The sequence below is a fragment of the Natrinema gelatinilyticum genome, assembly GCF_024266705.1.
In the GTDB taxonomy this organism is placed as follows: Archaea; Halobacteriota; Halobacteria; order Halobacteriales; family Natrialbaceae; genus Natrinema; species Natrinema gelatinilyticum.
The window spans coordinates 1,009,028-1,022,396 of sequence record NZ_CP100756.1 but is presented as its reverse complement, the minus strand read 5'-3'; the positions used below and the strand labels follow the sequence as shown (position 1 = coordinate 1,022,396).

The 13,369-nt window shown below is 62.6% G+C and carries 17 protein-coding genes and 1 pseudogene; 13 read left to right on the top strand and 5 right to left on the bottom strand.

Annotated features, from left to right (window positions below; all coding sequences use genetic code 11):
- Positions 1-48 precede the first annotated feature (48 nt).
- Positions 49-1,158 carry a sensor histidine kinase gene (locus NJU76_RS04980; protein ID WP_254531695.1) on the top strand — a complete coding sequence of 370 codons (1,110 nt, stop codon included), beginning with the start codon at positions 49-51 and terminating at the stop codon, positions 1,156-1,158.
- A gap of 65 nt (positions 1,159-1,223) precedes the next feature.
- On the opposite strand, the gene NJU76_RS04975 is transcribed toward NJU76_RS04980, so the two are convergent.
- Complete coding sequence (locus NJU76_RS04975; RefSeq protein WP_254531694.1) at positions 1,224-2,228, bottom strand: DUF5787 family protein; 1,005 nt, start codon at positions 2,226-2,228, stop codon at positions 1,224-1,226.
- 156 nt (positions 2,229-2,384) lie between these two features.
- Here NJU76_RS04975 and NJU76_RS04970 point away from each other — a divergent pair, with 156 nt between their 5' ends.
- The 6 genes from NJU76_RS04970 to NJU76_RS04945 all read left to right on the top strand — a co-directional run bounded on the left by NJU76_RS04970 (position 2,385) and on the right by NJU76_RS04945 (position 6,574).
- Positions 2,385-3,617, top strand: a complete 1,233-nt coding sequence (locus NJU76_RS04970) for a translation initiation factor IF-2 subunit gamma (RefSeq protein WP_254531693.1) — start codon at positions 2,385-2,387, stop codon at positions 3,615-3,617.
- A gap of 3 nt (positions 3,618-3,620) precedes the next feature.
- Positions 3,621-4,013: a type II toxin-antitoxin system VapC family toxin gene (locus tag NJU76_RS04965; RefSeq protein ID WP_254531692.1), complete on the top strand. Its 393-nt coding sequence runs from the start codon at positions 3,621-3,623 to the stop codon at positions 4,011-4,013.
- Positions 4,014-4,583 carry a DNA-directed RNA polymerase gene (locus NJU76_RS04960; RefSeq protein ID WP_254525195.1) on the top strand — a complete coding sequence of 190 codons (570 nt, stop codon included), beginning with the start codon at positions 4,014-4,016 and terminating at the stop codon, positions 4,581-4,583.
- 2 nt (positions 4,584-4,585) lie between these two features.
- A complete protein-coding gene (gene spt4 / locus NJU76_RS04955) occupies positions 4,586-4,783 on the top strand; it encodes a transcription elongation factor subunit Spt4 (protein ID WP_254531691.1) in 198 nt (65 codons plus the stop codon).
- A gap of 5 nt (positions 4,784-4,788) precedes the next feature.
- On the top strand, positions 4,789-5,394 hold the full coding sequence (locus tag NJU76_RS04950; RefSeq protein WP_254531690.1) for a GTP-dependent dephospho-CoA kinase family protein: 606 nt from the start codon (positions 4,789-4,791) through the stop codon (positions 5,392-5,394).
- Between the two features lie 526 nt (positions 5,395-5,920).
- Entirely contained in the window at positions 5,921-6,574 is a 654-nt protein-coding gene (locus NJU76_RS04945) for a helix-turn-helix domain-containing protein (protein ID WP_254531689.1), read from the top strand.
- Positions 6,575-6,612: 38 nt separating this feature from the next.
- On the opposite strand, the gene NJU76_RS04940 is transcribed toward NJU76_RS04945, so the two are convergent.
- Positions 6,613-6,972, bottom strand: a complete 360-nt coding sequence (locus NJU76_RS04940) for a hypothetical protein (protein WP_254531688.1) — start codon at positions 6,970-6,972, stop codon at positions 6,613-6,615.
- A 104-nt stretch (positions 6,973-7,076) separates the two neighbouring features.
- On the opposite strand from NJU76_RS04940, the gene NJU76_RS04935 reads away from it, so the two are divergent.
- From NJU76_RS04935 to lwrS, 4 genes and pseudogenes are all read left to right on the top strand, one after another.
- Positions 7,077-8,168 carry a geranylgeranyl reductase family protein gene (locus NJU76_RS04935; RefSeq protein WP_254531687.1) on the top strand — a complete coding sequence of 364 codons (1,092 nt, stop codon included), beginning with the start codon at positions 7,077-7,079 and terminating at the stop codon, positions 8,166-8,168.
- A gap of 425 nt (positions 8,169-8,593) precedes the next feature.
- On the top strand, positions 8,594-9,253 hold the full coding sequence (locus tag NJU76_RS04930) for a helix-turn-helix domain-containing protein (protein WP_254531686.1): 660 nt from the start codon (positions 8,594-8,596) through the stop codon (positions 9,251-9,253).
- Positions 9,254-9,344: 91 nt separating this feature from the next.
- Positions 9,345-9,626: a 4a-hydroxytetrahydrobiopterin dehydratase gene (locus NJU76_RS04925; protein ID WP_254531685.1), complete on the top strand. Its 282-nt coding sequence runs from the start codon at positions 9,345-9,347 to the stop codon at positions 9,624-9,626.
- A gap of 23 nt (positions 9,627-9,649) precedes the next feature.
- Positions 9,650-10,048 (top strand): annotated as a pseudogene (lwrS, locus tag NJU76_RS04920) (LWR-salt protein).
- A gap of 185 nt (positions 10,049-10,233) precedes the next feature.
- On the opposite strand, the gene NJU76_RS04915 reads toward lwrS, so the two are convergent.
- Entirely contained in the window at positions 10,234-10,467 is a 234-nt protein-coding gene (locus NJU76_RS04915; protein ID WP_254531684.1) for a hypothetical protein, read from the bottom strand.
- Positions 10,468-11,284: 817 nt separating this feature from the next.
- Here NJU76_RS04915 and NJU76_RS04910 point away from each other — a divergent pair.
- Together NJU76_RS04910 and NJU76_RS04905 are read left to right on the top strand one after the other, a co-directional pair.
- Positions 11,285-11,500: a helix-turn-helix domain-containing protein gene (locus NJU76_RS04910; RefSeq protein WP_254531683.1), complete on the top strand. Its 216-nt coding sequence runs from the start codon at positions 11,285-11,287 to the stop codon at positions 11,498-11,500.
- Positions 11,487-12,050: an HTH domain-containing protein gene (locus NJU76_RS04905; RefSeq protein ID WP_254531682.1), complete on the top strand. Its 564-nt coding sequence runs from the start codon at positions 11,487-11,489 to the stop codon at positions 12,048-12,050. The genes NJU76_RS04910 and NJU76_RS04905 overlap by 14 nt, the downstream gene beginning before the upstream one ends.
- A gap of 322 nt (positions 12,051-12,372) precedes the next feature.
- Here the strand turns inward: NJU76_RS04905 and NJU76_RS04900 are convergent, their stop codons facing one another.
- A complete protein-coding gene (locus NJU76_RS04900) occupies positions 12,373-12,801 on the bottom strand; it encodes a VOC family protein (RefSeq protein ID WP_254532574.1) in 429 nt (142 codons plus the stop codon).
- Positions 12,802-12,999: 198 nt separating this feature from the next.
- Entirely contained in the window at positions 13,000-13,362 is a 363-nt protein-coding gene (locus tag NJU76_RS04895) for a cupin domain-containing protein (protein WP_254531681.1), read from the bottom strand.
- Between the last annotated feature and the right edge of the window lie 7 nt (positions 13,363-13,369).

Genomic DNA, 13,369 nt, shown 5'->3' with positions numbered 1-13,369 from the left:
TCGACAGGAATAATACCAGTAGAGGAGATACGGAACTAACGCGATCACATGGACTTGGACTCTCACCGAAACACTCTCCAACTGCTGATCGGTGAAGACGGGAATCGAGCCGCGCTCGGAGAACTGCTCGAGGACCGGTACGACGTCGTCACCGAGCAGTCGGTCAGCGAAGCGGACCTCTACATCGTCGACGACTACACCTTCCCCGACTATTACGAGGCCCTTCGCGACCGCGTCGAGGCGGACGATCCGGTCTTTTGTCCCGTCGTCCTCATCCGTCGTAGCGATCACCGCCCCCACATTTCGCTTCCGGACCCCGACGATCACGACACCCCCATGCTCGTAGACGACATCGTGGAGGCGCCGATCGAACGAGCCCTCCTCTTCCGGCGACTGAACACGTTACTCGTTCGGCGGAGCCAGTCGAAGGATCTCCGCCGCTACGTTTCGCAACTCGAGGAATCGAACCGCTCGCTCGAGCAGTTCGCGTACGCCGCGTCTCACGACCTCCAGGAACCGCTGCGAATGGTCTCGAGTTACCTGCAACTCATCGAGCAACGCTACGAGGAGGAACTCGACGACGACGGTGAGGAATTTCTCGCGTACGCCGTCGACGGGGCGGACAGGATGCGAGACATGATCGACGGTCTTCTCGAGTACTCGCGCGTCGACACGGCGGGCGATCCGCTGGAACCGACCGACCTGAACGCAGTACTCGAGGACGTGCTCGCGGATTTGCAGGTGCGGGTCGACGAACAGGACGCTCGGATCAGCGTCGACGAGCTTCCGCGGGTAGAGGGCGACGCGGATCAGTTACGTCAACTCTTTCAGAATTTGCTGGCCAACGCGATCAAGTACAGCGGTGACGATCGGCCACGGGTCCACGTCTCCGCCGAACGAGACGGCACGAGTTGGCTCGTGTCGGTCGATGACGACGGCGTCGGAATCGATCCCGAGGATCAAGACCGGATCTTCGACGTGTTTCAGCGGCTCCACAGTCGCGAGGAACGTTCCGGTACAGGGATCGGACTGGCGCTTTGCAAGCGGATCGTCAAGCGCCACGACGGTCGCATCTGGGTCGACTCCGAACCCGACGAGGGATCGACGTTCACGGTCGCGCTCCCGCTCGCAGACGCGAGCGGTACGGAAGATGCGTAGCGGGAGTTGGCCGGTACGAAGCCGATTTCGACCCCGGTCTGAAACGGGGACGCGTTCTCCACTGGTCAGCCGAACTGGTCCAGTCCCGACTGTCGACGGCGTTTTCCGTCCGGGTTCGCGCGCCACGGCGTTCGTCGATCGCGTTCCGTCTCGAGATCGACCTCGTCGACGGCTCTCACGGCCGGCTCGTACCCCGGACACGTTGGGTCACACTCCACTGCGGCATCGACGACCCGTCCCTTCCAGCCGCAGCGGGGAAGCGTCGCGCCGCTCGAGCCGTCCGCGAGACAGGCGTCACAGCGAGGGAACTCGAAGGTTCGCCAGCCTTTGCCGTAGGCTCGTTCGGCGATCCGCCGCCGAGCGCGCGCTTTCTCGGCGGCGTCGACGACGGCGATTTCGGTTCGGCCGGGATGATCTTCGAGCGGCTCGATTCCGGGCTCGTCGACGGGGAGGGACGCCGGTTCGCGGATCACTTCGATCTCGAGTTCGGCGTCTGCGTCGCGCTCGTCCCGGTGAATCCGCCAGACGCCGACCTCCTGGGGGATCCGGTTTAAGTGTGCGCGCGTCACGTAGCTCTCGGTCGCGAGTATCGCTTCGTCGACCAGTGCGAGGCTCGCATCCGTTCGAAGCTGGGACGAGAGGTCGCCCGGTCGGCCGAGATCGGGTTTGTTCTCGATGCCGACGAGTCGGTCGTACCAATTCGGATAGCGGGCGACTTGCCTGACGTAATCGCGGCCCGCCTCCGCACTCGCCCCGTGGTCGCGTTCGAAGAAGCCGATCTCGAGCGCCCGTTCGACGGCCTCCCGGGCGCGGCCGGGATGACAGTCGAAGGCGTCTTTCCAGTATCGCGACTGCCCGGTGCCGACCGCCGACGCGATGGCAGGATCGGGAATTTCCTCGCTCGTGATCGCGACGCGCTCGTCGAACTGCGAGCCCGGTTCGACGCAGACGACGTCGAGAATCCGACTGCCCGGGTCGGCGACGCTCGCGCCGAGCTGGCGCGCCACAATATCAGTTCCGCGCGACTCGAGGTGGGCGCACAACTCGAGTTCAAAGGCGAATTCCGGCACGGTATCGACGAGGGACGGCAGCGAAATAAGTCGTCGGACTCCCCGAGTCGGTGGGCGGCCCCATCGTGTATCGTGTCGCGATGTGGCATGCGGAGATAGCTCGCAACCTTTATCAAGCGCACAGCGGAACCACTACCTAAGATTACTCATCGTCTTATGGTAGGAAATCGACAACCGGAGGTGAACATTGGGCTCGTCGGCCACGTCGACCACGGCAAGACGACGCTGGTGCAGGCTCTCAGCGGCTCGTGGACGGATCAACACTCGGAGGAGATGAAACGCGGTATCTCCATCAGGCTCGGCTATGCGGACGCGACGTTCCGGTACTGCGAGAGCGCGGAGGAACCCGAATGTTACACCGTCGAGGAGGAGTGTCCGGACGGCTCTGAGAGTGAGCTACTGCGGACCGTCTCGTTCGTCGACGCCCCAGGTCACGAAACCCTGATGGCGACGATGCTCTCTGGCGCGTCATTGATGGACGGCGCCGTCCTGGTGGTCAGCGCAAACGAACCCGTTCCCCAGCCCCAGACCGAGGAACACCTGATGGCGCTCGACATCATTGGGATCGACAACATCGTCATCGCCCAGAATAAGATCGACCTCGTCGATTCCGACACCGCCCGAAACAACTACGACCAGATCAAAGAGTTCGTTTCGGGTACGGTCGCCGAAGACGCCCCCATCGTCCCCATCTCGGCCGGTCAAGAGGTCAACCTCGATCTGCTCATCCAGGCGGTCGAAGAGGTGATCCCCACACCCGACCGGGACCCAGACGAGAAAGCCCGCATGCACGTTGCTCGCAGCTTCGACATCAACAAACCTGGGACGACAGCCGAGGACCTCGTCGGCGGCGTCCTCGGGGGCAGCCTGGTACAGGGCGAACTCGAGGTCGGCGACGAAATAGAGATCCGGCCGGGCCGCGAAGTCGAGGAGGGCGGCCGGACCGAGTACGTCCCGATCGAGACGTCCATCCGATCGCTGCAGGCTGGCGGCGAAACGGTCGACACCGTCACGCCGGGCGGCCTGCTCGGCGTCGGCACCGGGCTCGACCCCTCGCTGACGAAGGGCGACGCGCTGGCGGGACGGATGGCCGGTCCACCGGGCACGCTCCCACCGACGTGGAACGAGTTCACCATGGAGGTCGACCTGCTCGAGCGGGTCGTCGGCGCCGAAACCGGCGAGACGGTCGACGAGATCAGCACCGGCGAGCCATTGATGATGACCGTGGGCACGGCGACGACCGTCGGCTCCGTCACCAGCGCTCGAAGCGGCGAGTGTGAGGTCCGACTCAAACGCCCCGTCGCCGCTGAGCCCGGAACCAAAATCGCGATTAACCGCCGAATCGGAGCCCGCTGGCGGCTGATCGGACTGGGAACGCTCACGGAGTAAGGAATGGGGATGGGGACGCGGGTTGCACTCGATACGAGCGCGCTCATGATGCCGGTCGAACTCGACGTTCGTCTGTTCGACGAACTCGAGCGACTGCTCGACACCTTCGAGCCGACGATTCCGCAGGCGGTCCTCGAGGAATTGCGCCGCCTGTCCGAGAAAGGGGGCCAGGAGGGAACGGCGGCGAACGTTGGCCACGACCTGGCAACCGAACGCTGTCTCGTCGTCGACACGGAGGCATCGTACGCCGACGACGCGCTCGTCGAACTCGCACGCGAAGGCACAGTCGATTACGTCGTCACGAACGACCGCCCGCTGCGCGACCGGATACTCGAGGCGAATATACCGGTAATTGCATTACGCGGGAGAAACAAGTTAGCAATCACTCAACCATAGATGTACAAACGGGTTAGACTGAAGGACACGGTAGAAGTACCGCCGGAAGAACTCGGCGACGTCTCGCCGAACCTGGTCAAGCGACTGCTCCAGGATAAACTCGAGGGCCGTATGGACGAGGAAGTCGGGAGCGTCGTCTCCGTCACCGAGGTTCACGATATCGGCGAAGGGACAGTGCTGCCGAACCGGCCGGGGGTCTACTATGAGGCCGAATTCGACGCAGTGACGTTCGATCCGCAGATGCAGGAGGTCGTGGACGGAACTGTCGTCGAAGTCGTCGAATTCGGCGCCTTCGTCGGAATCGGTCCCGTCGACGGACTGCTGCACGTCTCGCAGATCAGTGACGAGTACCTCGCCTTCGACGGTGAGAATCAGCGCCTCGCCTCGAACGAATCGGCTCGCTCACTTGGCGTCGACGACGCCGTCCGGGCCAGAATCGTCACCAAGAGCATCGACGAACGAAACCCCCGCGACTCGAAGATCGGGCTCACCGCGAAACAACCCGGCCTTGGCAAGCACGGCTGGCTCGAGGAAGAACGCGAAAAACGCGAAGCAACCGCAGGTGAATAACCATGGCATCCGATCGTCTCGTCTGTCGCGAGTGTCACCGGGTCAACGACGCCGACGCCGAGACCTGTGAGGCCTGCAACTCCTCCTCGCTCACCGAAGATTGGGCGGGCTACGTCATCATCTCCCACCCGGAGGAAAGCGAAATCGCAGCGGAGATGCAGATAACAGAACCCGGCGCATACGCCCTGAAGGTCCGCTAACTCACGTGACTTACGACGAGGATACCCCTTCGGAGTCCGCCGACAGCGACGACCAGCTGCTGGTCTTACCCGACGAACTCCGCCACGAACTCAAAGAGCCGCTGGGTTCGATCGAGACCGACGCAGACCGGCTCCTCGCGACCGTCGACGGGCCACTGATCGCCGTCGGCGATGTCGTCACCTACCACTTCCTGCAGGCGGGCCGACCCCCGGACGTCGCGTTCGTCGACGAGCGAACCAAACGCGAGCCGGTCGATGCGGAAGTCCGCCGAATCGTAACCGAGAAGACGGCCATCGAGGCCACCAACCCGCCGGCAGAAATCTCGGAAGACGCCGTCGAGGCGCTGCTCTCTGGACTGGCCCGCACTGAACCAACGACGATCCACGTCGAGGGCGAAGAGGACCTGCTAGCGCTCCCGGCAATCGTCGCCGCACCCGAGGGCGCAAGCGTCGTCTACGGCCAACCCGACGAGGGGATGGTCCACGTGAAAATTACCGACGACCACCGGGCGTCGGTTCGAGCATTGCTCGATCGCTTCGCGGGTGATACGGACCGATTCTGGACGCTGCTCGAGGCGGCCGATACCGATGCGTCGGGCACCCGCGACTGAAATCCTGTTTCGACCTCCCTGTCCAGGCATCAGTTCGGAGGCGAGTTGGTACCCAGGCGATGAACGCGCCTCGATTACGGACACCAGACCGACGACTGGTGTCACGTCGTCGAACCGTCATACACGGGTGTAGTGTTCAACTCGATGACACGATACGCCATTTTATTATTTAAACGACATTGAATGGTCGGAATAATGTTTTTATAGAGCGTTGAAGAGATAGTAGCTGTGAACCAAACGCCGGCACGAACGACGGTGTGCTGGTACAGTCGGTGCGAACTATCGAGGGACAACTGGGGACTGGTTCGTCCCAGCGGTCGGCAACGGGGCTGATTTCGAAGTCCCATTTGCGGGCGGGACAGCAGCAATACATGAGAGACGAAACGACACCGGCTGATACCAGTCAGCAACGAACCGCAAAACGAGGTCGGGACGGTACAGACAGTGCGACGTTGATTCCGGAACGAACGACGGCACTGTATCGAAACGCGTCGTCGGAAAACCAGGTCTGCCTCTGGTGTGACCGATGAGATACGTTCGCCTCGAACTCACGCCGCCGGCCGGTGCCATCCATCCCGTCGGTCGGCGGCTGGCGACCGAATCCCACCTCGAACGGGCCGAACTCGTCTACGTCGATTCGTTCCCGGACGGCACTGGTATCCTCCTGTATCGAATTTGTGGGGACACCGAGAACGTCGGGTCGCTGGTCGACGATCACCCGCTGGTTCTCGATTGGGACCGCTTCGAGGGAACGAACGCTGCCGTTTACTGTTACCTGTTGGTCGACTCCGGTGAACCGGCCGCGACGCTCATCTCGCTCGTCGGTCAGGACGGGTTGATCGTTGAGACGCCCATCGAGTACACTGGGCTCGATTCGCTTCGACTGACCGTCGCGGGAAAAGAGGAGATGATCCAGCACGCATATCGGACGATACCTGACCAGTTCGACTGCGAAATCATCAAGACCGGCGAGTACGACCCACGGTGCAAATGGTCCATCTTCGACTTGACGGCGCGACAAAAGGAGGTCCTTCGTACTGCCGTCGAAGTCGGTTACTACGACGTTCCAAAACGGGCAACTCATCGAGATATCGCGGACGAACTCGGGTGTGCGACCAGCACCGTCGATGAACACCTTCGAAAGGCGGAATCGACCATCTTTTTGTCGTTGTTACGATAGAGTGGTGACGACGTTTCGACACCACGATCGGATTCTGGTCAGAACTGAGTCGGAGTCCGTCGACGGACGTTCTGACACTGCGTCGGCGGGAACCCACGCGATACAGAGTGACCCGCCCAGCATCCCGAGGAACGTTCCGGTATGACCGTCATCGCGTCTGCGTCGCCGGTCCTGAACTCGATATCGGTCCGTGGGCCGTGCATGGACGTATTCACGAACTGAACGTCGTGGAGCTGTATCTGCATCGTTTCGTTCGCCGTCGATAGCCTGTCGAAGCACAATTCGATTCCGTCGATGTATTCCGATTTGATCGGAATCAGGTCGTTCTTGATCGTAGTCCCGTCACCGGTCGCCGACTGCGTCCGGAGGTTCGTCGCCGTTTGTCGGGAGGCGTTCATCGTTATGCTCTCGAGTAGGTGCCACTGCTCGTCCGCCGCCGCCGATAGTTTAAGCCAGCGGCATCTCGAGAAGTTATTTACTCTTCGCCGAAAACGTGACCGACATGTACGATTTCGTCGTGGTCGGTGTCGGGCCGCCGGGTGCGCGCTTCGCGCGACGGACTGCCGAGGCGGGATACGATGTGCTCGCCCTCGACAAGGGCGCGATCGGCGAGCCGCTGGCCTGTTCGGGCCACGTCAGTACGGATATCTGGGCGTTCACAGGTGAGGGCGCTCGCGAGCAACTGTTCCAGAACGCGGTCTACGGGGCGCGGTTCCACGTCGGCGGCCCGCACAGCGATGCGTATCCCTTCTACAAACGTGAGGTGGCCTCGAACGTCATCGACCGGGTTGGGCTGGACTGCCACCTCGCCGACCTGGCCCGCGACGCAGGGGCGGACGTCCGTGAACGACGGACGGTCACCGAGGTCACCGAACATCGCGACCGCGTCTCGGTCGTCGCCAACGGCCCCGACGGAGCCGAGGAGTACGAGGCGAAGATGGTCGCCGGCTGTGATGGCCCGCGCTCGCGGGTCCGCAACCAACTCGGGTTACCCCAACCCGGCGAACTCCTCCACGGCGTCCTCGCGTTTTCTTCCGAAGCAGATTCCCAGGACTTCGTCGACGTCCATCTCACACCGCCGACGTTTTTCGCGTGGCGGATCCCGCGCGGCGAGGCAGGTGTCGAGTATGGCCTCGCGGCGCCCCCGGGGGTTCACGTGAACAAACACTTCCAGGACCTGATCGACGGCTACGAGGTGGACGTCTCACACCGCTGTTCGGGTGCAATCCCGATTGGACCACCCGGTCGGATAACTACGCGTCGGGCGTTTCTCATCGGCGATGCGGCCGCCCAGACCAAGCCCTTCACCGGCGGTGGCATCCTCTACGGTATGACGAGTGCCGACCACGCCGCCTGCGAGATCGATCCCGACCGGCCATCCACGCTCGCGGCCTACGAGTACGCCTGGCGACAGGATCTGAAGCGCGAGGTGGAACTGGGCCACTGGCTTCGGCGAGCATACTCGCTCCCGGAACCCGTCCAGCGGATCGGCCTGGGTGCATTGTCGGGCGAGATAGGCGTCCACATGGATCGGCCGACGTCGCTCGTTTCACCGACACACCTCAAAGCGGTGCTCTCCCGACTCCGCGGGTGACCGTCCAGTTCGGGCCTCGACACGTCACGTCGATTCGGATACCCGCTCCGCGGCGACTGGGTACCTACCTCGACGTCGGAGGTCCTCTGACCCTCGTGCTCGAGACCGTGGTTCCGGGCGGTCTCAACGACTTATCGTTCCGATCCGAACGGTGGAAAACGGCGAGTCGGTGGTGCCGCCCGACCTCCGGGGACTAGCTGATCCCGGCGTCGTTGGCGGTGGAGCGAGTCGGTTGTGAGAACGGCCGGTCCGTCGGGCTAGTCTGCTCACCCGGCACGAACTGTCGGTCCACACCGTTCGAGGACCTCATCTCCGTGGTCGACACGACCGCCGATTCGAGGTGCGCCCTCGACCGATATCAGCGGTCGTGACAGTCCGTTTCGGGGTAACAGCGGTTTTTACGCCGCGCCGGTGTACCAGGATTGATGTCGACGATAGCCGACCTCCGGCTTCCGGCGGCGGACACGGCGCTGGCGACTGCCTTCGAGCGCGCACCAGGGGCCACGTTCGAACTCGAGTCCTCGGTGTCGAAGACCCTGCCATCGCTGTGGGTGGCCGGCGTCGACCGCGAGACTGCCGGCGCGGCCTTCGCGGCCGATCCGTCCGTCGAAGTCGCAGAACTCCTCGTCGAGACGGACTCGCGATTGTTGTACGACGTGACCTTCGCCGACGGTGCAGGGACGAACCGTCTCTGGGACGACTTGCTCGCAGACGGCGGGTCGCTGCTCGAGGCGCGGGCGGCCGACGGCTGGTGGCAGGTGACGGTTCGCTACCGTGACCGCGATACGCTCTGTGACGCCTACGACCACCTGATCGAACGCGGTATCAACGCCGATCTCCGGCGCGTGACCGACGTAACCGACACGAGCGACCACCAGACGAGATTGACGCCCGAACAGCAGGAAGCACTCGAGGCCGCACTCGAGTACGGCTACTTCGAAATCCCTCGCGGCATTTCGATGGAGGACCTGGCCGAGGAACTTGGCATTTCCCACCAGGCGCTCTCCGAGCGCTTCCGTCGAGCCTACGAGACGCTGGTCGACGCCGAACTGCAGCCCGCGGGGAAGAAATCCAGGCTCGAGTAACGGCCGACCGGCGACCGGCCGCGACAGGGTGGAAATGCGGACCAATCATTGTGGCACAATCATTATTTGGGTGGATTGCGTTCGGCACCACATGGCTGACCTGCTCACCGATGCGGAGATCGAAAACCAACTCCACAGCAACTGGAACCGCGATGACGACGAAATCGTCCGCGTATACGAGTTCGACGACTACCTCCGGGGCGTCAACTTCGCCCAGATGGTCGGCGAAATCGCCGAAGCGCAGTTCCACCATCCCGAAATCGTCATCCGATACTCGGAGGTTGAAGTCCGACTGACCTCCCACGAGGCAGGCGGCATCACCAGCGACGATATCGAAATGGCAGAGCTGATCGAGTCCGAACGAAACGCCTAAAACCGATCTCGAGTCCGTCTCCGATGGACGCCCACTACACCTTCCGCGTTCGCGTCCGCCTCCAACCCGCTCGCGAGTCCGTCTCCCTCGAGCCGAACAGTGCCGAGACGACGGTCACGCTCTTTCGTGATGCACCGGAGCCTGGAACCGAGGGCTAGCTTTTCTTCCGGAATACGTTGTGGCGCGGCGACGTCTCCGATCAGGAATATGGCCGCCAGCTCGCCGCCGACTGGCTCGGCGTCCCGGAACGATCGATCGACGCCGTCGACTTTCGGGAGCTCCAGACCGACGAGGAATACCTCGATGCACTGAAAGCCGAAATTGCGGCCGATCTCGAACCGTTCAATGCAGATTCCGTCTCGGACGTCCTCACGAAGTATCTCGGCTCGAGTATTCGTGTGACCGACACGGAAGGCGCCTAGAACCGAATATACGCTGTCCTGTGGCCGAAAGCTGTAAGCATGCCTCTCGTCGCCGTCACCTCGTTTCCGTCGTCGCGTTCCGCTGTCGTCTCGACTACCGTACTCGGCCACGGCCCATTTTCGGCCCGTGGCCCGTTTCAGCTCGTGTCCGGGCGCCGTTCGCCCGCTTCGTCCTGTCGACGACGTCACCCGATGTCGTCCGGATCGAGATCCTCGAGCAGGTGAGCGGTCACGAATGCGCCGTCGGATAGACCAGCCTGATACGCTCCCGAACACAGTTCGCAAAGCGTAAACTCGTCGGACAGACTCGACAGCGCCCGTTTCTCTATCGCTCGAGCGTGGGACAATCCCTGGCATTCCCTGGATTCATGGTACCGGTCGCAGCCGGCGGCAACGTAGATGATATCGTCGTCGCTCACGGTAACTCACCCGGCCGGTCCGTCGTGTCGGACTGAGAGCGATAGCGATTGGATCGACAGCGGTACCACGCACGGTGTGGCCTCACGACGCCGAAAACGGGCGTGACGTGTTCACTCGGGCGAGATCGACCGCCGGTTCTCTCGCCGCAATCGAGGCGATTTCTGCGGTTGACGGGCGGTGTATCAGCGGGTATCGATGTAGCAGTGAATCGCTGCGGATCGGTGAACCGTAGTGTGTCTGCGGATAGTGATGGATCGATGCCGGGAATCGGTCGAAGTGCGGACGTCCAGTGTGGTTCTCGAATCATAGGTGGGGACGCGAGAGCCGCCGGCCACCCCCCATCCGTGCCCTACGCCACGGTATCACAGACCGCTATCTAAAACTATCGGGAACTATCGTGAACGTTAGTCAAATTTCCGTCGTTCGTCACGTTCGGTCGGCTCGCATCCAAAACGCGTTGGCTTCACAAGGGTGCTCGTCTCTTCGGGTCGACGTACTGCGGTCGACCCAGACGGAACCGCTTCGGGCCCGCTCCACGTCAGTGGTCGTCGAATCACCTAGACGAGTACTCGTATAGGCCATCTCCGCGAGCCACCGTCCCTCCAGCGAACCGGTGCCCCCTGTTCGGTGCGGACGGCTGTGTGCCCTCGTCACCCGTCTCCATCACCAGCGTGGCTTCTGTGAGTCACCAACCGTCCATCATATCACTCTACATTCGCCGTCGCTAAAATATACCTGCCGTACCGGAAAAATTGATGTGATGTGGTAGCATACATCTCTCCACTCTTATGTATTCGCTTGTGGCTGTCTTCGATGATGTCCACGAGTGAACTACGGCCAGCGGTTCCGGACGAAATCGCATCACCACAGGCAAAACTCGTCTATCTCACCCTCCGCATCAGCGACGAGCCGAAGGCTTCCGATCTGCACCGGACGCTCGGACTGTCCAAACTCACGTTATTTGCGGTTCTCGAATCGCTCACAACGAAGGATCTCGTCGAGCGTACGGAGGGTGGATATGTCTGCACGTAAACCTGCGGTTCACCCCGTCGTCGACCCGGCTCAGCAGGGGAGCATCCGGGTGGACTGCTACGTCCGGTCGAACGTCCCTCCATCCGTTTCCGAACAGATCCGAGCACTCGTCGATCGGGTTCGGTCCCTCCGCGAGCACGGGTTCGTCGACGAGGTTCGAGTTACCCGATGGCCGCCGCAGCAATCGATGACAGAGGAAACGGGGTCGACCTGCAACGATCTCGTCGCAGAGTTCGAACAGTGGGCCGAACGAAACGGCTATTCACTCGAGCCGGGGTTCCGTCGACGAGAAATTCCGCCGTCACCGCTCGGCCTCGCTTCCGACTCGCGCGAGCGGGTACGGGTGCCGATAGTGGCCCTGGCGCTCTACGAGGACGACGCCGAAACTGAGGTTCTCCGTGGAGTCGTCCCGTGTACGGATCGATCCGTATCGGACGACGATCGGACGTATACCGTCGACGGATGGCTTACCACGGTCGAGACGCGGGTGCTCGACGATTCCGCGTCCGCATCCCAGATAGATCAACTGCCGCTTGTAGACAGGCAGTGATGAGCGCAGCGAAGACCCGGCACACGAGCACCCCGGAACCGCCGACCCGCGCCGGATCGCGGCCCGAACGCGTACGGTGACGGTCCTTCGAAGCACATCGGGTACGGCACCGCTCGCGAGCGGGGACGGGACGACACACGCGTCCTCGGAACTGACGTATTGCTGGACGCGTCCGATAGCTTTCCGACGATGTGCCGGTGACGGTCACCCGGAATTCGTTCGCCACGACGGGACGTCGATTTGCCGTCGGCTCCCGGACGTCGATCCGCGCTCCCCGTGACCGTCGGTCAGTTGGTGCGTCGGTCGGTTCTCGAGGCCCGTTTCACACGACATCATCGTGTGTCAGCAATGGTCGCGTCCGCTCGCCGTTCGGCGGGTCGTAGGTCACGACCTCGAGAAGGTTGCCGTCGGGATCGAGGAAGTAGAACCCCTCAAACTCGCCCCAGTCGTACGGCCCCTGATTCGGGAACTGTCCGTCGAGGACGTCTCGCAGCGAGTCGTACGTCTCGCGGTCGGTCGAGAACGCGAGGTGGGCCTTGTCGAGCGGGTGGTCAAGTCCGCGGTCGTCCCAGTTCTCGGCCCGACCTGTTTCGGCCAGCGTGACGATCGTTTCGCCGGCTCGAAACATCGCGTGGTCGCCCTGGAACGCTTCTGGGGGCCTGACCAGTTCGAGGTCGAGGGTTTCGCGGTAGAACTCGTAACTCGGCTCGAGCGCATCGACGTCGACGTTGACGTGATCGACGGCGTCCATGCCCGCTGCTACGACGGAGGGGGCCAAGATATTGTCTGATCGAGTAGTTGTCATATGGCGCCGAACACGCTCGCTTGCACTTGGGCGCCGTCGTGCGCGGCCCCGTCGAGAGACGAACGCACAGTCCGTCCGAGCGAAACGCCATCCCGAACTCGAATCCGAACACTGTGCGGCCGAAACGACGGTGCCGATGGCCGGTCAGGGGTGTTCGGTCCCCGACGGTGGTCGTTTCCACTCCGGCTCTTCGCGCGGCGGCGCGAGGACGCCGAGGCCGACCGCAACATCGCTACTTCGGTTCTCTGCGCCGTGGCGCTCGTTACTCCGGAACAGGTACGCATCGCCGGCCGAGAGCGCGTGCTCTTCCCCCTCGACGACCGCCGTGAGTTCGCCCTTGAGGACGTAACCGATCTGTTCGTTCATGTGCGTATGGACTGGCAACGTCGCCCCCGGTTCGATGCGCCAGTACATCATCCCCGCTCGGTCCCCCGTCGGAAGGTCCGCGAGGTACACGCCGTCGGCGACCTCGTCGGATTCCGCCCGGGTCGTGGATAGGTGTTCCATGGGAACA

Coding starts and splice junctions, on each gene's coding strand:
- NJU76_RS04935 (WP_254531687.1), top strand. CDS start 7,077: ATGTACGATTTCGTCGTGGTCGGTGTCGGGCCGCCGGGTGCGCGCTTC.
- NJU76_RS04910 (WP_254531683.1), top strand. CDS start 11,285: ATGTCCACGAGTGAACTACGGCCAGCGGTTCCGGACGAAATCGCATCA.
- NJU76_RS04960 (WP_254525195.1), top strand. CDS start 4,014: ATGTACAAACGGGTTAGACTGAAGGACACGGTAGAAGTACCGCCGGAA.
- NJU76_RS04905 (WP_254531682.1), top strand. CDS start 11,487: ATGTCTGCACGTAAACCTGCGGTTCACCCCGTCGTCGACCCGGCTCAG.
- NJU76_RS04980 (WP_254531695.1), top strand. CDS start 49: ATGGACTTGGACTCTCACCGAAACACTCTCCAACTGCTGATCGGTGAA.
- spt4 (WP_254531691.1), top strand. CDS start 4,586: ATGGCATCCGATCGTCTCGTCTGTCGCGAGTGTCACCGGGTCAACGAC.
- NJU76_RS04895 (WP_254531681.1), bottom strand. CDS start 13,362: ATGGAACACCTATCCACGACCCGGGCGGAATCCGACGAGGTCGCCGAC.
- NJU76_RS04945 (WP_254531689.1), top strand. CDS start 5,921: ATGAGATACGTTCGCCTCGAACTCACGCCGCCGGCCGGTGCCATCCAT.
- NJU76_RS04930 (WP_254531686.1), top strand. CDS start 8,594: ATGTCGACGATAGCCGACCTCCGGCTTCCGGCGGCGGACACGGCGCTG.
- NJU76_RS04940 (WP_254531688.1), bottom strand. CDS start 6,972: ATGAACGCCTCCCGACAAACGGCGACGAACCTCCGGACGCAGTCGGCG.
- NJU76_RS04970 (WP_254531693.1), top strand. CDS start 2,385: ATGGTAGGAAATCGACAACCGGAGGTGAACATTGGGCTCGTCGGCCAC.
- NJU76_RS04900 (WP_254532574.1), bottom strand. CDS start 12,801: ATGGACGCCGTCGATCACGTCAACGTCGACGTCGATGCGCTCGAGCCG.
- NJU76_RS04925 (WP_254531685.1), top strand. CDS start 9,345: ATGGCTGACCTGCTCACCGATGCGGAGATCGAAAACCAACTCCACAGC.
- NJU76_RS04965 (WP_254531692.1), top strand. CDS start 3,621: ATGGGGATGGGGACGCGGGTTGCACTCGATACGAGCGCGCTCATGATG.